We start from the raw sequence: 26,164 nt of genomic DNA on the forward strand, positions 1-26,164 counted from the left end.
GCGTCCGACCCGGGTAAGCAAGGCTTGATCGAAGCTTAGTTAACGGCTTCTTTCAGGGCTTTACCGGCTTTGAAACCTGGTTTCTTGGCAGCAGCGATTTGCAGTGCTTTGCCAGTCTGTGGGTTGCGGCCAGTGCGAGCTGGGCGGTCAGTCACAGAGAAAGTACCGAAGCCTACCAGTACCACGGAGTCGCCGGCCTTCAGAGCGCCAGTGACGGATTCGATTACTGCATCCAGCGCACGGCCAGCAGCAGCTTTCGGGATATCAGCGGATGCAGCGATAGCATCAATCAGTTCCGACTTGTTCACTCTAAGTCCCCTTATATATCTATTGAGTATGATTCTAAGTTTTTTTGGTAAACAGCAAAAACGAGTGCTGAATGGCCTACAGACACTTAAGAGCCGCTTTATAACAAGGGCTCTAAAATGCTGTCAAGGAAGCCCCCAGGCTTAATTGCATTAATGCGTGCTAATTCTTTCCTTGGAATCAGACTCTCGCTTTTCGTCCTTAGCGACTATCTCCGGAGCCACATCCGGCAAGGGCTCCGGCGCGTATTGCAGCGCAATTTGCAGGACCTCGTCAATCCATTTAACCGGTTTAATCTGAAGATCCTGCTTGATGTTGTCAGGAATTTCCTTCAAGTCGCGAACATTCTCTTCAGGAATGATCACGGTCTTGATACCCCCCCGGTGTGCGGCAAGCAATTTCTCTTTCAGACCACCGATGGCCAATACCTGACCCCGCAGGGTAATTTCCCCGGTCATGGCGACATCGGCGCGCACCGGGATGCCGGTCAATGCCGACACCAACGCAGTGCACATACCTACGCCAGCGCTGGGACCGTCTTTGGGCGTTGCCCCTTCCGGCATGTGGATATGGGTATCGTGCTTCTCGTGGAAGTCCAGAGGAATTCCCAGGCTACGGGCGCGACTGCGCACCACGGTCTGCGCTGCGGTGATGGATTCGACCATCACATCACCCAGGGAACCGGTCTTGATCAGTTGGCCCTTGCCCGGGATCACCGCGGCCTCGATGGTCAGCAACTCACCGCCCACCTGGGTCCATGCCAGGCCAGTCACCTGCCCTACCTGATCCTGCTGCTCAGCCAAGCCGTAGCGGAATTTCTTCACACCCAGGAAGTGCTCGAGAGAGTCGGCCGTGACCTTCACCGAGAAGCGTTTTTCCAGGGCATGTTCCTTGACCGCCTTGCGGCAGATCTTCGCGACCTGACGCTCAAGGCCACGCACACCGGCCTCGCGGGTGTAGTAACGCACGATGTCGCGGATTGCCTCGACGTCGAATTCAATCTCGCCCTTCTTCAGGCCATTGGCCGAAATCTGCTTGGGCGCGAGGTATTTGACGGCAATATTGATTTTCTCGTCTTCGGTATAACCCGGCAGACGAATCACCTCCATCCGGTCCAGCAAGGCTGGCGGAATATTCATGGAGTTGGAGGTGCACAGGAACATCACGTCGGACAGGTCGTAGTCGACTTCCAGGTAATGGTCGTTGAAGTTGTGGTTCTGCTCCGGATCGAGCACTTCAAGCAACGCCGACGCCGGATCGCCGCGCATGTCGCTGCCCATTTTGTCAATTTCATCAAGCAGGAACAGCGGGTTGCGCACGCCCACTTTGGTCATCTTTTGAATCAATCTTCCTGGCATGGAACCGATGTACGTACGGCGATGCCCACGGATTTCCGCTTCGTCACGCACGCCACCCAAGGCCATACGCACGAATTTACGGTTGGTGGCACTGGCAATCGACTCAGCCAGGGAGGTTTTACCTACACCCGGAGGACCGACCAGGCACAACACCGGACCACGGATTTTCTTCACGCGCTTTTGCACGGCGAGGTATTCGAGGATGCGTTCTTTGACTTCTTCGAGGCCATAGTGATCGGCATCAAGGATTTCTTCGGCGCGGGCCAGGTCCAGGCGCACCTTGGTCTGGGCCTTCCACGGCACTTGAACCAGCCAGTCAATGTACGAGCGCACCACGGTGGCTTCGGCCGACATCGGCGACATTTGCTTGAGCTTGTTCAGCTCGGCAGTGGCTTTGGTCAAAGCGTCTTTTGGCAGGCCGGCCGCATCGATACGCTTTTTCAGCTCCTCGAGCTCGTTGTGGCCTTCCTCGCTGTCACCAAGCTCTTTCTGAATGGCCTTCATCTGCTCATTCAGGTAGTACTCGCGCTGGCTGCGCTCCATTTGTTTCTTCACACGGCCCCGGATGCGCTTCTCGACCTGCAACAAGTCAATTTCGGCATCCAGCAGTGCCAACACGTGTTCGACACGGGTCGGCAGGTCGATGATTTCGAGGATGTCTTGCTTCTGCTCGATCTTCAGCGCCATGTGCGCGGCCATGGTGTCGACCAGGCGGCTTGGCTCATCGATGCTGTTGAGCGAAGACAGGACTTCAGCCGGGACTTTCTTGCCCAACTGCACATACTGCTCGAACTGCGAGAGCAGGCTGCGTACGAAAACTTCGGACTCGCGCTCAGGCGCTTCGACTTCGTCGATCAGCGCCACTTCGGCGCGCAGATGGCCGTCCACTTCCATGAAACGTTCGACCGCACCGCGCTGTTCGCCTTCCACCAGCACCTTGACGGTGCCATCCGGCAGCTTGAGCAATTGCAGCACGGTGGCAACGGTACCGACGCGATACAGGGCATCTTCGCCTGGATCATCATCGGCAGGATTTCTCTGGGCCAACAGCAGGATCTGCTTGTCGCCCGTCATCGCGGCCTCGAGGGCTTCGATAGACTTCTCGCGCCCCACGAACAGCGGGATAACCATGTGCGGATAGACGACGACATCACGCAACGGCAGGAGAGGCAATTCAATGGTTGTCTTCATGATTTCGCCTCTATGACAGTTGAAAAATATGCTTGAAGCCAAGATGGGGGCTGCATGCAAAAAAAACAAGCTTATTGCCCGCGGTTAAACGCAGTAAAACTCTTCGAAAAAACAAAGGGGCCCCTAGAGGCCCCTTGTTTGTACCGAAACTGCGAAACGCTTACGCGTCTGGCGCAGCCTTGGCAGCCGGCTCACTGTTTTCGTAGATATACAGTGGCTTGGACTTGCCTTCTATAACGCTTTCGTCGATCACCACTTTACTCACCTCGGACTGCGAGGGGATTTCGTACATGGTGTCGAGCAACACGCCTTCGAGGATGGAACGCAGGCCACGCGCACCGGTCTTGCGCTCCAGTGCCCGCTTGGCCACCGATTTGAGTGCATCGGTGCGGAACTCGAGGTCCACGCCTTCCATTTCGAACAGCTTGGCGTACTGCTTGGTCAGGGCGTTTTTCGGCTCGGTGAGGATCTGAATCAGAGCAGCCTCATCCAGTTCGTCCAGCGTAGCCAGAACCGGCAGACGGCCAACGAATTCCGGGATCAGACCGAACTTGACGAGATCGTCAGGCTCGACTTCACGCAGGGACTCGCCCACCTTCTTGCCTTCTTCCTTGCTGCGCACTTCCGCACTGAACCCAATGCCGCCACGGGTGGAGCGTTGCTGAATGACCTTTTCCAGACCCGAGAACGCACCACCACAGATAAACAGGATGTTACGCGTATCCACCTGAAGGAATTCCTGCTGCGGGTGCTTGCGGCCGCCTTGTGGCGGTACGGAAGCAACCGTGCCTTCGATCAGTTTCAACAGGGCCTGCTGCACGCCTTCACCGGAAACGTCCCGAGTGATCGACGGGTTGTCGGACTTGCGCGAAATCTTGTCGATTTCGTCGATGTAGACGATACCCATCTGGGCCTTCTCTACGTCGTAGTCGCACTTCTGCAGTAGCTTCTGAATGATGTTCTCGACGTCCTCGCCAACGTAGCCAGCCTCGGTGAGAGTGGTGGCGTCGGCGATGGTGAAGGGAACGTTGAGCAGACGAGCGAGGGTTTCTGCAAGCAGGGTCTTACCCGAGCCTGTAGGACCGATCAGCAAGATGTTGCTCTTGCCGAGTTCGACTTCGTCGCCTTTCTTGTCACGCTGGTTCAGACGCTTGTAGTGGTTGTACACCGCTACGGCCAGAACCTTCTTTGCACGCTCTTGACCGATGACGTATTGGTCAAGGATGCCGCTGATTTCTTTAGGCGAAGGCAATTTATGCGCGCTGCTTTCGGCCTGTGCTTCCTGCACCTCCTCGCGGATGATGTCATTGCACAAGTCGACGCACTCGTCGCAGATAAAGACCGAGGGGCCGGCAATCAATTTGCGTACTTCATGCTGGCTTTTGCCACAGAAGGAGCAATAGAGCAGCTTGCCGTTGTCCTCGCCGTTGCGGGTGTCAGTCATTCGTTCGATCCAAATCCGATAGGCTTGCAACACAAGATGAAGGCTTATGCGGGCTTTTTCAAGCCCGCCGATGATCGGAAAAGCCGACCAGCCTTATTTTGAGGTGCTTATATTAAGCAGGGCGCTTTTCGATCACTGCGTCGATCAACCCGTATTCACGTGCGGCTTCGGCGCTCATGAAGTTGTCGCGGTTGGTGTCGCGCTCGATTTCTTCCAGGGTGTGCCCGCTGTGCTTGGCCATCAGCGTGTTGAGGCGCTCGCGGATGAAAAGGATTTCCTTGGCGTGGATTTCTATGTCCGACGCCTGGCCCTGGAAACCGCCCAGTGGCTGGTGAATCATCACGCGTGAGTTCGGCAGGCAGTAACGCTTGCCCTCGGCACCGGCGGTCAGCAGGAAGGCGCCCATGCTGCAGGCCTGGCCAATACAGGTCGTCGATACGTTCGGCTTGATGAACTGCATGGTGTCGTAGATCGACATGCCCGCGGTCACCGAACCGCCCGGCGAGTTAATGTAGAGATGGATGTCCTTGTCCGGGTTTTCCGCTTCAAGGAACAGCAGTTGCGCACAGATCAGGTTGGCCATGTAGTCCTCTACCGGGCCCACCAGAAAGATCACTCGCTCCTTGAGCAGGCGCGAGTAGATGTCGTAGGCGCGTTCGCCACGAGCGGACTGCTCGACAACCATCGGGACCAGGCCGCCTGCGGCCTGGATATCAGAGTTCTGCTGAATATAGGAATTACGGAACATGCTCTGCAGTTACTCCCAAATAGTCATGTCTTGAAAACGCATAAGCCAGCGCGAGGCTGGCTTATGGTTGTATTTCCAACGAGTTGGACAATCAGTCGGCTTGTGCTGCTTCCGCCGGTTTGACTGCTTCTTCGTAAGAGACCGCTTTATCGGTCACCTTAGCCTTCTGCAGAACAGTATCCACAACTTGTTCTTCCAGCACAACCGAACGTACTTCGTTCAGCTGTTGGTCGTTCTTGTAGTACCAAGCCACAACCTGCTCAGGCTCCTGGTAGGCCGAAGCCATTTCCTGGATCATTTCGCGAACGCGGTCTTCGTCAGGCTTGAGGTCGAACTGCTTGACCACTTCCGCCACGATCAGACCCAACACAACGCGACGCTTGGCTTGCTCTTCGAACAGCTCGGCCGGCAGTTGGTCAGGCTTGATGTTGCCACCGAACTGCTGAACCGCTTGAACGCGCAGGCGATCCACTTCATTGGACAGCAGAGCCTTAGGCACTTCGATCGGGTTGGTCGCCAGCAGACCGTCCATGACCTGGTTCTTGACCTTGGACTTGATGGCCTGACGCAGCTCGCGCTCCATGTTCTTGCGAACTTCGGTGCGGAAACCTTCGATACCGGTTTCCTTGATACCAAACTGGGCGAAGAACTCTTCGTTCAGCTCTGGCAGCTTAGGCTCGGAAACACTGTTGACAGTCACGGTGAACTCGGCGGCTTTGCCGGCCAGGTCCAGGTTCTGGTAGTCAGCAGGGAAAGTCAGGTTCAGAACGCGCTCTTCGCCAGCCTTGGCGCCAACCAGGCCGTCTTCGAAACCAGGGATCATGCGGTTGGAACCCAGCACCAGCTGAGTACCCTTGGCGGAGCCGCCAGCGAACACTTCGCCGTCAACCTTGCCCACGAAATCGATGTTCAACTGGTCTTCGCTCTGAGCGGCACGGTCGGCCACTTCGAAACGGGTGTTCTGCTTGCGCAGGATTTCCAGCATGTTGTCCAGGTCGGCATCAGCGACGTCGGCGCTCAGGCGCTCGACTTCGATACCGTCAAAGCCGGCAACCTCAAACTCTGGGAACACTTCGAATACGGCAACGTATTCCAGGTCCTTGCCAGCTTCCAGGGACTTCGGCTCAATCGAAGGCGAGCCAGCCGGGTTCAGCTTTTGCTCGACAACGGCTTCGTAGAAAGAAGCCTGGATGACGTCACCCACAGCTTCCTGGCGCGCATCGGCACCAAAACGGCGCTTGATTTCGCTCATCGGCACTTTGCCTGGACGGAAACCAGCGATCTTGGCCTTTTGGGCAGTCTGCTGCAGACGCTTGTTGACCGCAGTCTCAATACGTTCTGCCGGCACGGTGATGCTCAGGCGGCGCTCGAGAGCAGTAGTATTTTCAACAGAAACTTGCATGGATATTCCTCGTTGCACAGACGTTAGCCGGCCATTTCCGACCCCAATCAAGGGCATGCATTCTAGAGGGTCAAACTCAAGAAGTCACCCTACTGGAAATACGCCCGAAAACAGCCGGCAATTTATCGGTACGAAGGCACTGATGCACCTCGCCCCGGTGACAAATACAGCCCATCACGCCAGGGCTCTGCGCCGCCCCTTCTATATATAGAAGAAGTCGTCATCCACTTCCCTGACGGCCAACCCGCAAACGGGGCCGGCAGGCAGCGCGGCATCATCGAGCAACACAAATACGACGAAACGCCCTGCCGTTGCGACCCAGCACCTGCAGTCGCGAATATTTGAACCGCTAAAACCAAAAAAGGCGCCAGACTGTTAAATCTGGCGCCTTTCGAATATGGGGTGGACGAAGGGGATCGAACCCTCGACAACGGGAGTCACAATCCCGTGCTCTACCAACTGAGCTACGCCCACCATATTGCGTTAACAAAGAAACCAAACCACTTCTTTGTTGAGCCCTACCCTGCCTGTCGACTGGGCCAAGCTATATTGGTGCGGATGAAGAGACTCGAACTCTTACGCCTCGCGGCGCTGGAACCTAAATCCAGTGTGTCTACCAATTCCACCACATCCGCGCTTGTAGCTCTTAAAGCAAAGGCGCCAGACGATTAATCTGGCGCCTTTTCAAAATATGGGGTGGACGAAGGGGATCGAACCCTCGACAACGGGAGTCACAATCCCGTGCTCTACCAACTGAGCTACGCCCACCATATAGCGCTACTTGTGCCAAAGCTGCCTAATGGCGCACCCGGCAGGACTCGAACCTGCGACCATCCGCTTAGAAGGCGGATGCTCTATCCAGCTGAGCTACGGGCGCCTTATTAATCTGTACTCTTTGAGGATTACAAACTAAGTGCTTTCCAGCCTTGCAGAACAGCAATTCTGCTTGACCTTCTTAACCAGTGCTAGGCTGTGCCCGACAAGTGCGACGAATAGTATAGAGGGGCTGGAAACCCGTCAAATCTTTTTTAAAAAAAATTCATTTTATTTAAGGGGTTAGGCCAATTTGCAGACCAAGCGCCTTTGCCCTCACGTCTTGGCGTGCGAGAATGCGCGCACTTTTCTTCCCCCTCTCGATGGTTAATCACGCGTAATGACTGCACAACTTATCGACGGCAAATCAATCGCCGCCAGCCTGCGCCAGCAGATCGCCAAACGAGTCACCGAGCGCAGCCAGCAAGGCCTGCGCACGCCGGGCCTCGCGGTGATCCTGGTCGGCAGCGATCCTGCCTCTCAGGTTTATGTCTCGCACAAGCGTAAAGACTGTGAAGAGGTCGGCTTTATTTCCAAGGCCTACGACTTGCCTTCCGAGACCACCCAGCAGGCCCTTACCGACCTGATCGACAGCCTCAATGACGACCCGGCGATGGACGGCATCCTGTTGCAACTGCCGCTGCCCGAGCACCTAGACGCATCCAAGCTGTTGGAGCGCATCCGCCCGGACAAAGACGTCGACGGTTTCCACCCCTATAACGTCGGCCGCCTGGCCCAGCGTATCCCGCTGCTGCGCCCGTGCACGCCCAAAGGCATCATGACCCTGCTGGAAAGCACCGGCATCGACCTGTACGGCCTTGATGCCGTGGTCGTCGGCGCGTCCAACATCGTCGGTCGCCCAATGGCCATGGAACTGCTGCTGGCCGGCTGCACCGTGACCGTCACGCACCGTTTCACCAAGGACCTCGCTGGCCACGTCGGTCGTGCCGACCTGGTAGTGGTTGCCGCCGGCAAGCCTGGCCTGGTCAAAGGGGAATGGATCAAGGAAGGCGCCATCGTCATCGACGTGGGCATCAACCGTCAGGAAGACGGCAAGTTGGTGGGCGACGTGGTGTACGAAACCGCACTGCCTCGCGCCGGCTGGATCACCCCTGTGCCGGGCGGCGTTGGCCCGATGACGCGTGCCTGCCTGCTGGAAAACACCCTGTACGCCGCAGAGACCCTGCACGCTTAATAACCAGGCGTACTGAAAAAGCCCTGCCTTATCGCAGGGCTTTTTATTGCCCGGAAGAAACCCTGTTTTTTCTTAGTTTTTAAGCACTTTCATCTGGATGTAGAAGAACATTCGACAGTTTCTGATCCATACTCCTAAAATGTAACGCCATTTTTCACAAAACCCGTTTTTTAACGGTATTTCTTACTTTTTAGCGAGTTCATCCGCGTGAAAATTCGTCTTTCTATCGTCAGCCTATTTTTTGCTTTCACAGGCACCTTTGCGCACGCCGCCGAATCCACCCTGGCGCCGCGCGATCCGTCCAAACTGCAGATTGCTTCCGGCAGCGCCATGCTGGTCGACCTGCAAACCAACAAAGTCATCTACGCCAGCAACCCGGACGTAGTCGTGCCCATCGCCTCGGTGAGCAAATTGATGACCGGCCTTATCGTGCTTGAAGCCAAGCAAAACATGGACGAATACATCGACATCAACATCACCGACACCCCGGAAATGAAAGGCGTGTTTTCGCGGGTGAAGATCGGCAGCCAAATGCCGCGCAAGGAAATGCTGCTGATCGCCCTGATGTCCTCCGAAAACCGCGCCGCAGCCAGCCTGGCCCACCACTACCCAGGCGGCTATGCAGCCTTTATTGCAGCGATGAACGCCAAAGCCAAGGCGCTGGGCATGACCAGCACTCATTATGTGGAACCCACCGGTCTGTCGATCCATAACGTGTCCACTGCCCGCGACCTGAGCAAACTGCTGGCCGCCGCCCGTCATTACCCTATGTTGAGCCAGTTGAGCACCACCAAGGAAAAGACCGTTTCGTTCCGCAAACCCAACTACACCCTCGGTTTCTCCAACACCGACCACCTGATCAACCGCGCCAATTGGGACATCAAGCTGACCAAGACCGGCTTCACCAACCAGGCCGGCCACTGCCTGGTGCTGGTGACCAGTATGGGTAATCGTCCGGTGTCGCTGGTGATTCTGGATGCGTTCGGCAAGTTCACTCACTTCGCTGATGCCAGCCGTATTCGCAGCTGGGTCGAGACCGGCAAGGGCGGTTCGGTGCCGGATGTGGCGCTGCGCTATAAAGCCGACAAGAACCTGAAGAGCCGCCCGAATGCCACAGAAGTCCGTCGGTAACCGATAAATGAAAAAGGCGCCATGAGCGCCTTTTTTTATTTTCCTTGCGCCAGCACCTTGAGTGCCTGCGCGGCGGCCTGTTCCTGCCCGGCCTGAGCCGTCGCATGGGCGGCCTCGCGCCAGCGCTGCGCATCCACATTGGCCGGCAACTGGCTGGGGCGCTGAATGAGGATCGCCCAGTTCCCGGCACTTGCCCACTTCGATTCAAAGTCGCTGAAGCTCATCAACAAGCGCCGGTCCATGCCCGAGCGCAGCAGCACCGTGCTTTTCTGCTGGTTGAACCCCACCACGACCACATAGTGCGCGTCAGACCACAGCCCACCGCCCACCCGCGCCATCACCGGATAACCCGCCGCCACTTGCGCCAGCACCGCCGTCAGCCTGGCATCCAGTGGATACACCATCAGCCCGTATTCACGCGCCAACACCTGCATGTTGCGCTCAAGGTCCGCTTCGCCGCCCGGTAAACGCAGCGGCTTATCCAACAAGCCTGGTGTCATGACAATGCCTTGTTGCGACAGCATGCTGGCCAGAGCCGTAGGACCGCTCTGATACGCCTCGCTGCGAAAGGTCGGCACACCGTTGAGTTCAACGCGCTCAGGCAAGCCGGCGAGTTTCGACGGCTGCCCGGCACACGCCGCCAGCCCCAGGGCGCAGGCCAATAACAAGGAGGTTTTAACGTTCGACCGTAACCGCAATTTTTTACTCTCTTGATCAACTGCCGGTAAGGGCCCTGATCATAGGACGCTCTGCCACGCGGGTATAGCCCAAAGCCTGGGTTTACCGCTCGCATAGAGCAAACAAGTTGGACAGACACGACCATTGGTCAATAGCAGGCAACCGTCAGGTGGCTAGACTGTCCATTGAGAAGACTGTGTGTGCCCCCTGCGGGGCGAAAGGAGGCCCAAATGAGCCTTGCAACGACGATTATGCTGTTGATCTGCGGTTGGCTGGCGGTTGCCGGCGCCATGCTGTGGGGGGTATTGCGCATTACCCGTCGCCATCACCCCCACGTCAAAACCGCCAAGCCCCCTAAGGCTGCGGTACGCCACGCCTAGCCAGGCATACAGTTGAAGTCTTGCGTCGCCGCCACTTCCTTGCCGTGGTCATCCTTCAAGGATGCGCGCACGGTGGTGCCCAGGCTGGATTCCACCAGGATGTAGTGCTCACCCGCCTTGAAGTGCCTGTACTCGACGCGCCCCTGGCAGTCCTGCTGGTTGTCCTCGCCCGCCTCTTCCTCAAATAACGTCACATCCAGGCGATGATCGCCCGGTGTCACTTCAAAGAAGCGCCCGTCATCCACACGCTTGCCGTCCACGCGTTCGGCCATCAGGTCGTTCGGCGCTTCTTCTTGAAGACCAATCCAGGCCTCGCTCGGGTCTGCCTTGGGGATCGGGCCGGCGCACGCCGACAACAACAGGACGGCACCGAGTGCAGGGATCAACAACAAGGGTTTAAGTGACATGGCAGGGCTCCAATAAAGACAATGTGTCCGATGGGTTACAAGCTTGGCGAGCAGCCCTGTGTAGAACAAATGAATACCCATGAAACGATTTTCAGCCTCGACCTAAATGTTCCTTCACCTGGCTGAAAGGTGCGTGTTAGGTGGGTCGGGCAAGACTGCCGGGGTTTGCAACCCTGCTTTCTCCGGAGATCACGCATGCTCGGGCTGGTAAAGACCGCACTGCAAAAGCCTTACACGTTTATCGTGCTGGCCATATTCATCTGCATCATCGGGCCGATGGCGGCCCTGCGTACCCCCACTGACGTTTTCCCCGATATCGGCATCCCCGTGGTCGCCGTGGTGTGGCAGTACAACGGCCTGTCGCCGGACGCCATGGCCGGTCGGGTGATCTACACCTACGAACGCTCCCTGAGCACCACCGTCAACGACATCCAACACATCGAGTCGCAATCGCTGCCCGGCATGGGCATCGTCAAGATCTTCTTCCAGCCCGGCGTGGATATACGCACCGCCAACGCTCAAGTAACCGCCGTGTCGCAAACCGTGCTCAAGCAGATGCCGCCGGGCATCACGCCGCCGCTGATCCTCAACTACAGCGCGTCCACGGTACCGATCCTGCAAATGGCGTTTTCCAGCCCCAGCCTGTCGGAAGCCAAAATCCGCGACCTGGTGCAGAACAACATCCGCCTGCCCCTGAGCGCCCTGCCCGGCCTGGCCATGCCCACCCCCATGGGCGGCAAGCAACGCCAGATCACCCTCGACCTCGACCCCCAGGCACTGGCTGCCAAAGGCCTGTCGGCACAGGACGTGGGCAACGCCCTGGCGCTGCAGAACCAGATCATCCCAGTGGGCACCGCCAAGCTCGGCCCCAACGAATACACGATCCTGCTCAATAACAGCCCCAAGGCCATCGATGAACTCAACGACCTGCCGATCAAGACCGTCGACGGCGCGTTGATCACCATCGGCCAGGTGGCCCATGTGCGCGACGGTTCGCCGCCACAAACCAACATCGTGCGCGTCGACGGCCACCGCGCGGTGCTGATGCCGGCGCTGAAAAACGGCAGCATCTCCACCCTGTCGATCATCGACGGCATCCGCCAGATGCTGCCGCGCATCAACGAAACCCTGCCGCCGTCGCTGAAGACCTCGCTGCTGGGCGACGCCTCGGTGTTCGTCAAGCAATCGGTGGGCAGCGTGGCTCAGGAAGGCATCATCGCCGCACTGTTGACCAGCGCGATGATCCTGCTGTTTCTGGGTAGCTGGCGCTCCACCCTGATCATCGCCGCGTCGATCCCGCTGGCGGTGCTGTCGGCCATTGCGCTGCTGGCGGCCACCGGGCAAACCCTCAACGTGATGACCCTCGGCGGGCTGGCGTTGGCCGTGGGGATCCTGGTGGATGACGCCACGGTGACCATCGAAAATATCAACTGGCACCTGGAACAAGGCAAGGCGGTGAAGACTGCGATCCTCGACGGCGCCGCGCAGATTGTCGGCCCGGCCTTTGTCTCGCTGCTGTGCATCTGCATCGTGTTTGTGCCGATGTTCCTGCTGCAAGGCATCGCCGGCTACCTGTTCCGGCCGATGGCGCTGGCGGTGATCTTTGCCATGGTCAGCTCGTTCGTCCTCTCGCGCACGCTGGTGCCGACACTGGCGATGTTCCTGCTCAAGCCGCATATACCCGAGCAGGGCGCAGGCCATCACCCGGAAGATGCATTCATCAACCACCATGAGGGTGAGCAGCACAACAAGCCGCGTAACCGCGCACTGCAAGCGGTGCTGAATTTTCAGCAGGGCTTCGAGCGCCATTTCTCGAATATCCGCGATACCTATCACGGCCTGCTCGCCCTTGCGCTGGGCCATCGCCGCCGCTTTATCATCGGTTTCCTGGCCTGCGTCCTCGCTTCCATGCTGTTGCTGCCCAGCCTGGGCCAGGACTTTTTCCCGGCCACCGACGCGGGAGCACTGGCCCTCCACGTTCGCCTGCCGCTGGGCACACGCATCGAAGAAAGCGCCGCCGCCTTCGACCGCATCGAAGCGCGGATTCGCGAGGTCATTCCCGCCGAGGAACTGGACACCATCGTCGACAACATCGGCATCCCGCTCAGCGGCATCGACATGGCCTACAGCAGCAGCGGCACCATCGGCCCGCAGGATGGCGACATCCAGGTCAGCCTGAAACCGCAGCATGCGCCCACCGCCGCTTACGTAAAAAAACTGCGCGAAGCCTTGCCGCAGAGTTTCCCCGGCAGCCACTTCGCGTTCCTGCCGGCGGATATCAGCAGCCAGATCCTCAACTTCGGCGCCCCGGCTCCGCTGGACGTAAAAATCTCCGGGCGCAACGACGCCGAAAACCGCGCCTACGCCATCGAACTTGAACGCCGCCTGCAACATGTACCGGGCATCGCCGACCTGCGGATCCAGCAATCCACCGGCTACCCGTCACTGCAGGTCAATGTTGACCGCCTGCGCGCCAACGGCCTGGGCATTACCGAACGTGACGTGACCAACAGCATGGTCGCGTCGCTGGCCGGCAGTTCGCAAACCGCGCCGACCTTCTGGCTCAACCCGGCCAACGGCGTGTCGTATTCCATCGTCGCCGCCACCCCGCAATATCGCCTCGACAGCCTGCCGTCGCTGGAAGCCTTGCCGGTCACCGGTGCCGATGGCCAATCACAGATCCTCGGCGGCGTGGCCACGATCTCCCGGGTACAAAGCCCGGCGGTGGTCACCCACTACAACATCGAACCGACCCTGGACCTGTACGCCAACGTGCAGGGCCGCGACCTCGGTGGCGTGGCTCGCGACGTGCAAAAAGTGCTGGATGACACCGCGCACCTGCGCCCCAAAGGCGCGACGATCAGCCTGCATGGGCAAATCGATGCACTGCATGAAGCCTTCAGCGGCCTGAGCCTGGGCCTGCTCGGCGCGGTGGTGCTGATTTACCTGCTGATCGTGGTCAACTTCCAGTCCTGGGCCGACCCGTTCGTGATCATCACCGCGCTGCCGGCCGCGCTGGCCGGAATCGTGTGGATGCTGTTCCTCAGCAGCACCTCGCTGTCGGTGCCCGCCTTGACCGGGGCGATCCTGTGCATGGGCGTGGCCACCGCCAACTCGATCCTGGTGGTGAGCTTTTGCCGTGAACGCCTGGCCGAACATGGCGACGCGCTCAAGGCCGCGCTGGAAGCCGGCTATACGCGCTTTCGCCCGGTGTGCATGACCGCCCTGGCGATGATCATCGGCATGTTGCCGCTGGCCTTGTCCGAGGAGCAAAACGCGCCGCTGGGCCGCGCCGTCATCGGTGGCCTCATCTTTGCCACCGTCGCCACCCTATTGTTCGTTCCCGTGGTCTTCAGCCTGGTCCACGGGCGTCACCCCACTCGCGCAGCTGTTGGAGAAACCCCACATGTCGTCTGATCACACACCCTCGCGCAAGCGCCTGATGCTGCTGGGTATCGGTGGCCTGACCCTCGCCGCCCTGCTGGTCGCCAACGGCCTGCACGCGCGCACTTTGCACGCACAAACCGTCACTGCCTGGACCGAAACCGCCGCGGTCCCCCAAGTGATGGTGTTTCAACCCAAACAGAACGCCACCGGCGACACCCTGCGCTTGCCCGCGCACCTGGAAGCCTGGAGCAAGGCGCCGATTCACGCACGGGTCAGCGGTTACCTCAAGGACTGGAAAGTCGACATCGGCAGCCCGGTCAAAGCAGGGCAAATACTTGCACAAATCGACAGCCCGGACCTGGATCAACAGCTTGCACAAACCCAGGCAAGGCTGGTGCAGGAACAAGCCAATGCGCGGCTGGCGCAAACCACCGCCACGCGCTGGCAGAACCTGTTGGCCAGCCACTCGGTGTCGCGCCAGGAAGCCGATGAAAAAACCTCCAACGCCGCGGCCGCCAAAGCCAATGCCGAGGCGGCGGCTGCCGACGTCGCACGGCTGTCGGCGCTGGAAAGCTACAAGACCATTCGTGCGCCGTTCGCCGGCACCATCACCGCGCGCAATACCGATATCGGCCAGTTGATCAAGGCCGACACCGACAGCGATCCGGAGCTGTTCAACATTGCCGACACCCATCAACTGCGCCTGTACGTGCCGGTGCCGCAGAACTACGCGGCGGTGATCCACCCCGGCCTGGAGGCAGCGTTGACCGTGCCCGAACACCCCGGCAAGCATTTCACCGCACGCTTGATCGGCGACTCCACCGCCATCGACCGCCGCTCCGGTACCCTGCTCGCACAGTTCGTGGTCGACAACCCCAGCGGGCAGTTGCTGCCCGGCGACTACGCCGAAGCCACCCTACCGATTCCGGCGGATACCCATGGTGTGAGCATCCCGGCCAGCGCCTTGATTTTCCGCGCCCAGGGCACCCAGGTCGCGGTGCTGGATGCGCAGAATCATGTGCACCTGCAAGCGATCCATATCGGCCTGGACCTGGGCGAACGCCTGGTGATCGACCAAGGTTTGAAACCCGCCGACCGCATCGTCGACAACCCGCCCGATGCTCTGCGCGAAGGCGATGCCGTACAGCTGGCCGACGCCGGAGGTGCGCATGCACCCAAGGCTTAAACCGCTCGCGGCGGTGATGCTGCTGGCATTGCAAGGCTGCTCGATGGCGCCGACCTATAAGGTGCCGACGCTCGACCTGCCGGCCAACTACCGCGAACAAATCAGCGACGGCCCCTGGCACAGCGCGCAACCGTCCGACCTACTGGCCCCCGAATGGTGGCAGCTCTATCACGATTCGCGCCTGAATGACCTGCAACAGCAACTGCTCAAGGCCAACCCGGACCTGGCGGCGGCACTCGCGCACTTCGACGCCTCACAGGCGTACGCCAGCCAGCTGCAGGCGGGGTTGTTCCCGCAGATCACCGCCAGCGCGCAGCCCCTGCGCCAGCGCCAATCGGACTCGCGGCCGTTGCGGGGCACCACGCAGCCGTCGGTGTACGACAGCAACAGCGCCGGGTTTTCGTTGAGTTACGAGCTGGACCTGTGGGGCAGAATCCGCAACCAGGTCGCGGCCGGCGATGCCCAGGCACAAGCGTGCGGAGATGACTTGGCGGTGGCGCGCCTGAGCTTGCAGCGTCAATTGGCAACCTTGTACGTGCAGCTCAACGGGCTGGACGCCCAGAGCCGGATCCTCACTGGCTCGCTGGAGGATTTCAAGCAGGCACTGCAACTGACCCGCAGCCGTTACGAAGGCCAGATTGCCTCGGAGCTGGACCTGACCCGTGCGCAAAATCAACTGGCGCAGGCCAAGGCGCAATGGGATGAGGTGCGCGGGCAACGCCGCCTCACTGAGCATGCCATCGGTGAGTTGGTGGGCGTGGCAGCCGGCGACTTTAGCTTGCCGCCCGACAAGCACTTGATCGCCCTGCCGGTAGTTCCGTCGCAGTTGCCAAGTCAACTGCTGCAACGTCGCCCGGATATCGCGGCGGCAGAACGACGGGTGTTTGCGGCCAACGCGACTATCGGCGTGGCCAAGGCGGCGTGGTATCCGGATTTCAGTTTGACCGGGGTGGTCGGTGGGCAGACGCAGGGCGTGGGGAATTTGCTCTCGGCGGGTAATCGGTACTGGGCGCTGGGGCCGCTGATGAATCTGCCGATTTTCGACGGCGGGCGTTTAAGCGCCAATGAGCGCCAGGCCAAGGCCGAGTTTGAAGAAGCCAGCGCGCAGTACCGCAGCCAAGTGCTCAAAGCCGTACGCGAAGTGGAAGACAACCTGGCGCAACTGCGCGATTTGCAACAGCAGGCACAGGATGAACAAGCAGCGGCGGATGCAGCCCAGCATACCGAGGCCTTGGCAATGAACAGCTATCAGGCGGGCGCGGTCAGCTACCTGGACGTGGTAACCGCCCAAACGGCGGCATTGCAGGCGCAACGGACGTTGCAGGCGGTGCAGACGCGGCAGTTGCAAGCGAGTGTGGGGTTGCTGACGGCGTTGGGGGGTGGTTGGCAGCCTGGGGCATGAGGCGGTTTTTTCGATGGCACTGCTTCAGTTGATGCATGCAGTGCCCACCCCACCGTCATCGGGAGCAAGCCCCCTCCCACACTGGCTCTATGCCAGACACACAATGTATAAACACCACAGGCCCCATGTGGGAGCAAGCCCCCACATTGTTTAGCGCATTTCAGGCCGCAAGCTTACCGCTGGCAATCGCGGCCGAAGCAGCAACCATGGCGCGCAACAGCACCGCGCACCCCGCCGCCAGATCATCCGGCGCGGCATTCTCGATTTCGTTATGGCTGATGCCGCCTTCGCACGGCACGAAGATCATCCCCGCCGGGCCCAGTTCGGCGACGAAGATCGCGTCGTGCCCTGCCCCACTGACGATGTCCATGTTCGACAACCCCAAACCATTGGCGGCATCGCGCACGGCGTCCACGCAACCTTTATCGAAGTACAGCGGCGGGAAGTCGGCGGTGGGCTGCATCTCGAAGCTCAAGCCATGCTTGGCACAGGTGTCGTCGATCACCTTGCGCACCTGGGCAATCATCGCATCCAACCGCGCCGGTTCCAGGTGACGAAAGTCCAGGGTCATGCGCACTTCACCCGGAATGACATTGCGTGAACCCGGATATGCCTGCAGGCAACCGACCGTGCCGCACGCATGGGGCTGGTGCGCCAATGCTGCCGCGTTCACCGCCGCGACCACGGCCGCTGCACCCACCAGGGCGTCCTTGCGCAGGTGCATCGGCGTTGGCCCGGCATGCGCCTCGACGCCGCGCAACTTCAAGTCAAACCATTTTTGCCCGAGGGCACCAAGCACCACGCCGATGGTCTTTTTCTCATCCTCCAGAATCGGCCCCTGCTCGATATGCGCCTCAAAGTAAGCGCCGACCTTGTGCCCGCTGACCGGCCGCGTTCCCGCATAGCCAATGGCATTCAACGCCTCACCCACGCTGACCCCATCCGCATCCACCTTGGCCAGGGTGTCCGCCAGCGTGAACTTCTCGGCGAACACCCCGGAGCCCATCATGCACGGTGGAAAACGCGAGCCCTCTTCGTTGGTCCACACCACCACTTCCAATGGCGCCTCGGTTTGCAGGTTCAGGTCATTGAGGGTACGCAGCACTTCCACCCCCGCCAGCACACCGAAGCAACCGTCGAACTTACCGCCGGTAGGCTGGGTGTCGATATGGCTGCCGGTCATCACTGGCGGCAAATCGGGATTGCGCCCCGGACGGCGGGCGAAAATATTGCCGATGCCATCCACCGTCACGGTGCAGCCGGCCGCTTCGCACCACTGCACAAACAGGTCGCGGGCCTTGCGGTCGAGGTCGGTGAGGGCCAGCCGGCACACGCCGCCCTTGGGCGTGGCGCCGAGCGTGGCCAGGTCCATCAGCGACTGCCACAAGCGGTCGCGATTGATGTGCTGATCGGTCGATTGCAGAACGTCCAGGGCAGCGTTCATGGGGATCTCCTCAGGCTGAGTTTCTTATGATTGGAACAGGTGAAACGCGATTCAGTGTGGGAGGGGGCTTGCTCCCGATAGCAGCCCTTCAGCCAGTGCATGGGCGGCTGACCCACCGCAATCGGGAGCAAGTCCCCTCCCACATTTGGCAGTGTTTACAACGGGGATTTAGCCGCGACCGGAATCACGCCACGCCTGGCATTCAACCCGTAATACAACACCCCGCCCAACGCCGAGCCGGTAAACCAGCCATAGCTGTAGAACCAGCTGAACGCATCGCTGCCCAGCGACAGCAAGGTCAGTACCACCGGCACGCCAAAGGCGATAAAGCCGCTCCAGTTCCATGCCGGGTACACGTCGTCGCGGTAAAGGCCGGCCAGGTCCAATTGCTGTCTGCGGGTAATGAAATAGTCCACCACCATGATCCCGGCGATCGGCCCCAACAGGCTTGAATAGCCCAGCAACCAGTTGGAATAGACGGTCTCCAGGCTCACATCGGAGACGATCAGGCCGAGTTTTTTCAGCAGTTCATGGGCCATCAGCACCAGCCCGACCAGGCCCGTGAGGATCACCGCCGTGGTGCGGTTGATCAGCTTGGGCGCGATGTTCTGGAAGTCGTTGGTGGGCGAGACGATGTTGGCCGCCGTGTTGGTGGACAACGTGGCGACAATGATCAGCGCCATGGCCACGGCCACCCAGACAGGGCTGTGGATATGACCGATCAAGGTGACCGGGTCGGACACGCTCACGCCCACCAGTTTTACCGAGGCGGCGGTCATTACCACGCCAAGCGCGGCGAACAGGAACATGGTCAGCGGCAGGCCGAAAATCTGCCCGAGGATCTGGTCTTTCTGGCTCTTGGCGTAGCGGCTGAAGTCGGGAATGTTCAGCGACAAGGTGGCCCAGAACCCCACCATCGCGGTAAGCCCCGCCATGAAATAACCGGTGAGGCTCGCGCCTTCCGGACGCTTGGGCGGGATCGCCATCAGTTCGCTGAGCGACACATTGGGCATCGCCCACACCAGCAGGCCGATCCCCACCGCCACCAGCAGCGGCGCCGACAGGGTCTCCAGGCGCTTGATCGATTCGGCGCCACGCAGCACCACCCACAGGTTAAGCGTCCAGAACACCATGAAACCGATCACTTCACCGGTGCCGCCGAGGGACTTCCAGCCCTCGAAGATCGACCCCAGGAACAGGTGAATCGCCAGCCCGCCAAACATCGTCTGGATACCAAACCAGCCGCATGCCACCAGCGCCCGTATCAAACACGGCACGTTGGAGCCGAGAATGCCGAACGATGAACGCAACAACACTGGAAATGGAATGCCGTACTTGGTGCCCGGGAAGGCATTGAGGGTCAACGGGATCAGCACCACGATATTGGCCAGCAAAATCGCCACCAGCGCCTCGCCCACCGACAACCCGAAATACGCCGTGAGCACCCCGCCCAGGGTGTAGGTGGGCACGCAGATCGACATGCCAACCCACAGCGCGGTGATGTGCCATGTGTTCCAGGTTCGTTCGTGCACCTTGGTCGGTGCCATGTCGTGGTTGTAGCGAGGGCTGTCGAGGACGTCGGGGCCGGCGTCGAGTTCGTACAGGCCGTTGCGTTCAATGACTTGCGATCTGTTCTGTTGCATGGCCGCTCCACGGTTTTTTCGAATTATTTTTGCTCACCTGCGTAGTGAATGCAGGTGGCCGGAGTACCTCGTAAACAACATGACATCACGGGCCCGGCCAGCCGTTACCGCACTCAATAACCGTGCCGAAAACCACCACCACGCCCGCACCGCTTATATAACTTGCTGATGTTAATCAGCTTTCCGATTAAACCTTACGCACTTGCCGCGTTACCCAGGCGCAATAACCTGCAAGTTGCCCGAACTGTCGGGGTTCAATCTGGTGCGACACAATTATTTTTATTTCCCGACGCCGTCAAGAGGCATATCTCAAGCACCTGATTTGCAATAGAAAATGTTGCTCAAATCTCGAACCTGTCAAGTGCGTCAAAATGGGGAGAGGCCGCTACATTTTGGTGATATTTGATTTTTTCCTTTAAAAATTAAGTATTTACTATCTGAATAAGCTTATAAAAAATCTGCTTGCCCAATCGAAAAACTCGGGCTAGTTTCTATTCCTGTCACCGATGACAAGAATCAACCAGCCATCGGCAAGCAGCATTACAACACTTAGAACTGGCACAAGCCGGTCAAGCCTGTGAGGAACTCGACATGTCGCTGTTGATCCGTGGCGCCACCGTTATTACCCATGATGAAAGTTACCGCGCCGATGTTTTATGTGTGGGCGGCTTGATTCGCGCCATTGGCACCGGTCTGGATATTCCGGCCGGTACTGAAGTACTCGATGGCAGTGGCCAATACTTGATGCCCGGCGGCATCGACCCCCATACCCATATGCAACTGCCCTTCATGGGCACCGTGGCCAGTGAAGACTTTTTCAGTGGCACGGCGGCGGGTTTGGCGGGCGGCACCACGTCGATCATCGACTTTGTGATTCCCAACCCGCAGCAGTCGCTGATGGAAGCTTTTCACCAGTGGCGCGGCTGGGCCGAAAAGTGCGCATCCGACTACGGTTTTCACGTGGCGATCACCTGGTGGAGCGAGCAAGTGCGCGCGGAAATGGCCGAGTTGGTCAGCCATCACGGCATCAACAGCTTCAAACACTTCATGGCCTACAAGAACGCAATCATGGCGGCGGACGATACCCTGGTCGCCAGCTTCGAGCGCTGCCTGGAACTGGGCGCGGTGCCCACCGTGCATGCGGAAAACGGCGAGCTGGTGTACCACCTGCAACGCAAGCTGATGGCCCAAGGCATCACCGGGCCGGAAGCGCATCCGCTGTCGCGCCCGTCCCAGGTTGAAGGCGAAGCGGCCAGCCGCGCTATCCGCATCGCCGAGACCCTCGGCACGCCGTTGTACCTGGTGCATGTGTCCACCAAGGAGGCGCTCGATGAAATCACCTATGCCCGCGCCAAGGGCCAGCCGGTGTACGGCGAAGTGCTCGCCGGCCACCTGTTGCTGGACGACAGCGTCTACCAGCACCCCGACTGGCAAACCGCCGCCGGCTACGTGATGAGCCCGCCGTTCCGCCCGCGTGGGCACCAGGAGGCGCTTTGGCACGGCCTGCAAGCGGGCAACCTGCACACCACCGCCACCGACCACTGTTGCTTCTGCGCCGAGCAAAAAGCCGCGGGGCGCGACGATTTCAGCAAGATCCCCAACGGTACCGCCGGTATCGAAGACCGCATGGCGCTGCTGTGGCATGAAGGCGTCAACAGTGGGCGCCTGTCCATGCAGGAGTTCGTCGCACTCACGTCCACCAACACCGCGAAGATCTTCAACCTCTACCCACGCAAAGGCGCGATCCGCGTGGGGGCCGATGCCGACCTGGTGCTATGGGACCCCGAAGGCACCCGGACCATCTCCGCCAAGACCCATCACCAGCAAGTCGACTTCAACATCTTCGAAGGCAAGACCGTGCGCGGCGTGCCGAGCCATACCATCAGCCAGGGCAAGCTGGTCTGGGCCGATGGCGACCTGCGCGCCGAGCGCGGGGCCGGGCGTTATGTGGAACGGCCGGCGTACCCGCCGGTGTTCGAGCAGTTGAGCAAGCGGGCCGAGCATTCCAGGCCCACGGCCGTGAAACGCTGAGACCGCTATCGGGAGCAAGTCGCCCCTCCCACACTGATCTCATTCCAATTGGAAAAACGCGGTCAAATGTGGGAGGGGGCTCGCCCCCGATGAGGCCAGCACAGGCAACAAAAATGCCCATTTAGAGGCAATCCAAAAAAAAAACCGTGAGGCCACCACCGTGATCCAGACCCTGACCCACCTCCCCCACCCCCGTGAAGACGGCACAACCCTCGCCGCCCATTTCACCGACCTGGCGCCCCCGCTCAACGCCCGCCAGGCCCAGCTGGAAGCCTCGCGCTGCCTGTATTGCTACGACGCGCCGTGCGTGAATGCATGCCCCAGCGAGATCGATATCCCGTCGTTCATCCGCAACATCCACACCGACAATGTGCAAGGTGCCGCGCAGAAAATCCTCTCGGCCAACATCCTCGGCGGCAGTTGCGCGCGGGTGTGCCCCACGGAGATCCTCTGCCAACAGGCGTGCGTGCGTAACCACGCCGAAGAGTGCGCACCGGTGCTGATCGGCCTGCTGCAACGCTACGCCATCGACAACGCGCACTTTGGCGAGCACCCTTTCCAACGCGCCGCGCCCACCGGTAAACGCATTGCCGTGGTCGGCGCCGGGCCCGCCGGCCTGGCCTGCGCCCATCGCGCTGCCTTGCACGGCCATGACGTGGTGATTTTCGAAGCGCGGGAAAAGGCCGGCGGCCTGAATGAATACGGGATCGCCAAGTACAAGCTGGTGGACGACTTCGCCCAGAAGGAGCTGGAGTTCCTGCTGCAAATCGGCGGGATCGAGATTCGACACGGCCAGCGCCTGGGCGACAACCTCACCCTGAGCGAACTGCACCAGCAATACGATTCGGTGTTCCTCGGCCTCGGCCTCGCCGCCAGCAAACAACTGGGTCTGCCCCATGAAGACGCCCCCGGCCTGCTCGCCGCCACCGACTACATCCGCGAACTGCGCCAGGCCGATGACCTGACCCAACTGCCGCTGGCCGACCGCTGCATCGTGCTCGGCGCCGGCAATACGGCCATCGACATGGCCGTGCAAATGGCCCGTCTCGGTGCCCGCGACGTCAACCTTGTCTACCGTCGCGGCCTGGCGGACATGGGCGCCACTCACCACGAACAGGACATCGCCAAGGCCAACCAGGTACGCCTGCTGACCTGGGCCCAACCCGAGGAAGTCTTGCTCGACGCTCAAGGCCATGTGCGCGGCATGCGCTTTGCCCGCACGCGCCTGGAAAACGGCCGCCTGAGCGCCACCGCAGACACCTTCGAACTGGCCGCCGATGCGATTTTCAAGGCCATCGGGCAAGGCTTCGACAACGCGGCATTGCACGATCCACTGGCCCAGCAACTGCATCGCGTGGGCGAGCGGATTTTCGTCGACGAGCACCTGCGCACCAGCATTCCAGGCATTTACGCCGGCGGCGATTGCGTGAGCCTCGGCCAGGACCTCACCGTGCAGGCGGTGCAACACGGCAAGCTGGCCGCCGAAGCCATGCACGCCCAACTCATGCTCAATGTGGAGGCTGCGTAATGGCCGATCTCTCGATTGTCTTCGCCGGTATCAAAGCCCCCAACCCGTTCTGGCTGGCCTCCGCGCCACCCACCGACAAGGCTTACAACGTGGTCCGCGCCTTTGAGGCCGGCTGGGGCGGCGTGGTGTGGAAAACCCTGGGTGAAGACCCGGCGGCGGTCAACGTGTCGTCGCGCTATTCGGCACATTACGGCGCCAACCGTGAAGTGCTGGGCATCAACAATATCGAGCTGATCACCGACCGTTCCCTGGAGATCAACCTGCGGGAAATCACCCAGGTGAAAAAGGACTGGCCCGACCGTGCGCTCATCGTGTCGCTGATGGTGCCCTGTGTTGAAGCGTCCTGGAAAAACATCCTGCCGCTGGTGCAAGCCACTGGCTGCGACGGCATCGAACTGAACTTCGGCTGCCCCCACGGCATGCCCGAACGCGGCATGGGCGCGGCGGTGGGCCAGGTGCCGGAATACGTGGAACAGGTGACGCGCTGGTGCAAGACCTATTGCTCACTGCCGGTGATCGTCAAGCTCACGCCGAACATCACCGATATCCGCGTGGCCGCGCGTGCCGCTTACAGAGGCGGTGCGGATGCGGTATCGCTGATCAACACCATCAACTCCATCACCAGCGTCGACCTCGAACACATGGTTGCCCTGCCCACCGTCGGTACGCAAAGCACCCACGGCGGTTATTGCGGCTCGGCAGTCAAGCCGATCGCCTTGAACATGGTCGCCGAAATCGCTCGCGACCCGCAGACCCAAGGCCTGCCGATCTGCGGCATCGGCGGCATCGGCAACTGGCGCGACGCCGCGGAATTCGTCGCCCTGGGTTGCGGCGCGGTGCAGGTGTGCACGGCGGCGATGCTGCATGGGTTCCGCATCGTTGAAGAGATGAAGGATGGGCTGTCGCGGTGGATGGACAGCCAGGGCTACACCAGCCTGCAAGCGTTTTCCGGGAAGGCGGTGGGCAATACCACGGATTGGAAGTACCTGGACATCAACTACCAGGTGATCGCCAAGATCGACCAAGAGGCCTGTATTGGCTGTGGCCGTTGCCATATTGCCTGTGAAGACACCTCGCACCAGGCCATCGCCAGCGTGAAACAGGCAGACGGTACGCACACCTACGAGGTCATCGATGATGAGTGCGTGGGCTGCAACCTGTGCCAGATCACCTGCCCGGTGGCCGACTGCATCGAGATGGTGCCGGTGGACACGGGCAAGCCGTTTTTGAACTGGACCCAGGACCCCCGCAATCCCTACCGGGAGGCTGTGTAGTCCTTTAGGCCGCTATCGGGAGCAAGCCCCCTCCCACATTTCGATGTGTGAACACATTCAAAATGTGGGAGGGGGCTTGCTCCCGATAGGGCCATCAGCCTCACCACAAGACTCAAGGCTCCAACCCAATCCCCCGCAATATCACCGCCGTCACCGTCTGGATCGCCTTCTCGAACTGCCTATCCGACAGCGGCTGGTGATCATTCAAAATCTTCACCTGGTGGTCAAAGTCAGCGTAGTGCTGGGTCGAGGCCCAGATCATGTACAGCAGGCTCGACGGCTCCACCGGCAGGATGCGTTTGTCTTCCACCCACTGGCGAATTTTCGCCTCCTTCATCTTGGCCCAGTCGTACAGGCTTTCATCCAATGCCTCACCCAGAGTGGGCGCACCATGGATGATCTCGTTGGCCCAGACTTTGGAGCCATAGGGCCGCGTGCGCGAGCGTTGCATCTTGGCGCGGATGTAGCTGCTGAGCACCACCCGTGGGTCATCGAAAGTTTCGAAACTCAGGGCGTCCTGCTTCCACACATCGAGCAGGTCGAACAGCACCGCGCTGTACAACTCGCTCTTGGTGGTGAAGTAGTAATGCAGGTTGGAGCGCGGCAGTTGCGCTTGCTCGGCGATGTCGGCCATGGCAGTGCTGCCATAGCCTTTCTCGGCGAAGACTTTCTCCGCCGCCAGCAGGATTTTCTCGACGTTGACCCGACGAATTCCGATCTTGTGATTGCCCATAAGGGCTCCCTGACAACTACTTGGCCCAAAGACTACCATCCGCTCTAGATCGGGGCGACAGGGGCAACTGAAACTTCGTACACTGCCCGCTCCTGCCCATTGATTGGTATTGAACAATGTTGATCAAGAAATCCCTCACCGCCATCGCCCTGTTTGCTTCCCTGCTGGGTGCCTCGGCGGCCTTTGCCCACGCCCATCTGAAAAGCTCGGAACCTGCCGCCGACAGCAGCGGCGCGGCGCCGAAGGAGCTGCGCCTGACGTTCAGCGAAGGCGTCGAGGCCACCTTCACCAAGGTATCCCTGAGCAAGGACGGCACCGAAGTTGCCATCAAGGGCGTAGAAACACCGGACGCCGACAAAAAAGTCCTGGTGGTCACCCCCGCTGCGCCATTGGCCGCCGGCAACTACAAAGTCGTGTGGAACGCCGTCTCGGTCGACACCCACAAGAGCAACGGTGAATACAGCTTCAAGGTTGGCCAATAAC

At 60.0% G+C, this 26,164-nt stretch carries 20 protein-coding genes and 4 tRNA genes; 10 read left to right on the forward strand and 14 right to left on the reverse strand.

Annotated features, from left to right (window positions below):
- Positions 1 to 35: 35 nt before the first annotated feature.
- From KSS96_RS18280 to KSS96_RS18320, 9 genes are all read right to left on the reverse strand, one after another.
- Positions 36 to 308, reverse strand: a complete 273-nt coding sequence (locus tag KSS96_RS18280) for an HU family DNA-binding protein (protein ID WP_003174819.1) — start codon at positions 306 to 308, stop codon at positions 36 to 38.
- 150 nt (positions 309 to 458) lie between these two features.
- On the reverse strand, positions 459 to 2,855 hold the full coding sequence (lon, locus tag KSS96_RS18285; protein WP_068935149.1) for an endopeptidase La: 2,397 nt from the start codon (positions 2,853 to 2,855) through the stop codon (positions 459 to 461).
- A 160-nt stretch (positions 2,856 to 3,015) separates the two neighbouring features.
- Entirely contained in the window at positions 3,016 to 4,299 is a 1,284-nt protein-coding gene (gene clpX, locus KSS96_RS18290; RefSeq protein ID WP_010209414.1) for an ATP-dependent Clp protease ATP-binding subunit ClpX, read from the reverse strand.
- Between the two features lie 112 nt (positions 4,300 to 4,411).
- Entirely contained in the window at positions 4,412 to 5,047 is a 636-nt protein-coding gene (gene clpP, locus KSS96_RS18295; RefSeq protein ID WP_003174822.1) for an ATP-dependent Clp endopeptidase proteolytic subunit ClpP, read from the reverse strand.
- 91 nt (positions 5,048 to 5,138) lie between these two features.
- Complete coding sequence (tig, locus tag KSS96_RS18300) at positions 5,139 to 6,449, reverse strand: trigger factor (protein WP_017527089.1); 1,311 nt, start codon at positions 6,447 to 6,449, stop codon at positions 5,139 to 5,141.
- A 398-nt stretch (positions 6,450 to 6,847) separates the two neighbouring features.
- Positions 6,848 to 6,923, reverse strand: a tRNA-His gene (locus tag KSS96_RS18305).
- Positions 6,924 to 6,999: 76 nt separating this feature from the next.
- A tRNA-Leu gene (locus KSS96_RS18310) sits at positions 7,000 to 7,084 on the reverse strand.
- A gap of 57 nt (positions 7,085 to 7,141) precedes the next feature.
- Positions 7,142 to 7,217: transfer RNA gene (locus KSS96_RS18315), tRNA-His, on the reverse strand.
- Between the two features lie 32 nt (positions 7,218 to 7,249).
- Positions 7,250 to 7,326, reverse strand: a tRNA-Arg gene (locus KSS96_RS18320).
- A gap of 276 nt (positions 7,327 to 7,602) precedes the next feature.
- Between KSS96_RS18320 and folD the strand changes: the two genes are divergently transcribed.
- Both folD and pbpG read left to right on the forward strand, forming a co-directional pair.
- A complete protein-coding gene (gene folD, locus KSS96_RS18325) occupies positions 7,603 to 8,457 on the forward strand; it encodes a bifunctional methylenetetrahydrofolate dehydrogenase/methenyltetrahydrofolate cyclohydrolase FolD (protein ID WP_065877503.1) in 855 nt (284 codons plus the stop codon).
- A 207-nt stretch (positions 8,458 to 8,664) separates the two neighbouring features.
- Positions 8,665 to 9,588 carry a D-alanyl-D-alanine endopeptidase gene (pbpG, locus tag KSS96_RS18330; RefSeq protein ID WP_217855189.1) on the forward strand — a complete coding sequence of 308 codons (924 nt, stop codon included), beginning with the start codon at positions 8,665 to 8,667 and terminating at the stop codon, positions 9,586 to 9,588.
- A gap of 35 nt (positions 9,589 to 9,623) precedes the next feature.
- Here the strand turns inward: pbpG and KSS96_RS18335 are convergent, their stop codons facing one another.
- The gene (locus tag KSS96_RS18335; protein WP_026067213.1) at positions 9,624 to 10,286 is read right to left on the reverse strand and encodes a C39 family peptidase; all 663 of its coding nucleotides are present in this window, start codon (positions 10,284 to 10,286) and stop codon (positions 9,624 to 9,626) included.
- A 210-nt stretch (positions 10,287 to 10,496) separates the two neighbouring features.
- Between KSS96_RS18335 and KSS96_RS18340 the strand changes: the two genes are divergently transcribed.
- Complete coding sequence (locus KSS96_RS18340; RefSeq protein WP_017527085.1) at positions 10,497 to 10,646, forward strand: hypothetical protein; 150 nt, start codon at positions 10,497 to 10,499, stop codon at positions 10,644 to 10,646.
- Here KSS96_RS18340 and KSS96_RS18345 read toward each other — a convergent pair.
- On the reverse strand, positions 10,643 to 11,053 hold the full coding sequence (locus KSS96_RS18345; RefSeq protein ID WP_068933550.1) for a PA0061/PA0062 family lipoprotein: 411 nt from the start codon (positions 11,051 to 11,053) through the stop codon (positions 10,643 to 10,645). The two genes, KSS96_RS18340 and KSS96_RS18345, sit on opposite strands and share 4 nt — an antisense overlap.
- Positions 11,054 to 11,248: 195 nt before the next feature.
- Between KSS96_RS18345 and KSS96_RS18350 the strand changes: the two genes are divergently transcribed.
- Genes KSS96_RS18350 through KSS96_RS18360 form a run of 3 tightly spaced genes read left to right on the forward strand, consistent with a single transcriptional unit; the run spans position 11,249 to position 17,028 of the window.
- Positions 11,249 to 14,470, forward strand: coding sequence for an efflux RND transporter permease subunit (locus KSS96_RS18350; RefSeq protein ID WP_116077799.1), 3,222 nt, complete (start codon positions 11,249 to 11,251; stop codon positions 14,468 to 14,470).
- Complete coding sequence (locus KSS96_RS18355; RefSeq protein WP_068933548.1) at positions 14,460 to 15,626, forward strand: efflux RND transporter periplasmic adaptor subunit; 1,167 nt, start codon at positions 14,460 to 14,462, stop codon at positions 15,624 to 15,626. The genes KSS96_RS18350 and KSS96_RS18355 overlap by 11 nt, the downstream gene beginning before the upstream one ends.
- A complete protein-coding gene (locus tag KSS96_RS18360; RefSeq protein ID WP_116077796.1) occupies positions 15,610 to 17,028 on the forward strand; it encodes an efflux transporter outer membrane subunit in 1,419 nt (472 codons plus the stop codon). The genes KSS96_RS18355 and KSS96_RS18360 overlap by 17 nt, the downstream gene beginning before the upstream one ends.
- Positions 17,029 to 17,188: 160 nt before the next feature.
- Here KSS96_RS18360 and KSS96_RS18365 read toward each other — a convergent pair whose 3' ends face one another.
- Positions 17,189 to 18,472, reverse strand: coding sequence for a Zn-dependent hydrolase (locus tag KSS96_RS18365; protein ID WP_017527080.1), 1,284 nt, complete (start codon positions 18,470 to 18,472; stop codon positions 17,189 to 17,191).
- Between the two features lie 155 nt (positions 18,473 to 18,627).
- A complete protein-coding gene (locus KSS96_RS18370) occupies positions 18,628 to 20,115 on the reverse strand; it encodes an NCS1 family nucleobase:cation symporter-1 (RefSeq protein WP_017527079.1) in 1,488 nt (495 codons plus the stop codon).
- A 591-nt stretch (positions 20,116 to 20,706) separates the two neighbouring features.
- On the opposite strand from KSS96_RS18370, the gene hydA reads away from it, so the two are divergent.
- From hydA to preA, 3 genes are all read left to right on the forward strand, one after another.
- Positions 20,707 to 22,146 carry a dihydropyrimidinase gene (hydA, locus tag KSS96_RS18375; protein WP_017527078.1) on the forward strand — a complete coding sequence of 480 codons (1,440 nt, stop codon included), beginning with the start codon at positions 20,707 to 20,709 and terminating at the stop codon, positions 22,144 to 22,146.
- Between the two features lie 160 nt (positions 22,147 to 22,306).
- Complete coding sequence (locus KSS96_RS18380; protein WP_017527077.1) at positions 22,307 to 23,674, forward strand: NAD(P)-dependent oxidoreductase; 1,368 nt, start codon at positions 22,307 to 22,309, stop codon at positions 23,672 to 23,674.
- Entirely contained in the window at positions 23,674 to 24,948 is a 1,275-nt protein-coding gene (gene preA / locus KSS96_RS18385; RefSeq protein ID WP_017527076.1) for an NAD-dependent dihydropyrimidine dehydrogenase subunit PreA, read from the forward strand. Before KSS96_RS18380 ends, preA begins: the two co-directional genes overlap by 1 nt.
- Before the next feature lie 112 nt (positions 24,949 to 25,060).
- Here the strand turns inward: preA and KSS96_RS18390 are convergent, their stop codons facing one another.
- Positions 25,061 to 25,681 (reverse strand): TetR/AcrR family transcriptional regulator, encoded by a 621-nt coding sequence (locus KSS96_RS18390; protein WP_017527075.1) that lies wholly within the window; start codon positions 25,679 to 25,681, stop codon positions 25,061 to 25,063.
- 116 nt (positions 25,682 to 25,797) lie between these two features.
- Here KSS96_RS18390 and copC point away from each other — a divergent pair, with 116 nt between their 5' ends.
- On the forward strand, positions 25,798 to 26,163 hold the full coding sequence (gene copC / locus KSS96_RS18395; RefSeq protein WP_065877519.1) for a copper homeostasis periplasmic binding protein CopC: 366 nt from the start codon (positions 25,798 to 25,800) through the stop codon (positions 26,161 to 26,163).
- The last annotated feature ends 1 nt before the right edge of the window (position 26,164 follow it).

Origin of the sequence: Pseudomonas asgharzadehiana, assembly GCF_019139815.1 — a bacterium.
GTDB lineage: Bacteria > Pseudomonadota > Gammaproteobacteria > Pseudomonadales > Pseudomonadaceae > Aquipseudomonas > Aquipseudomonas asgharzadehiana.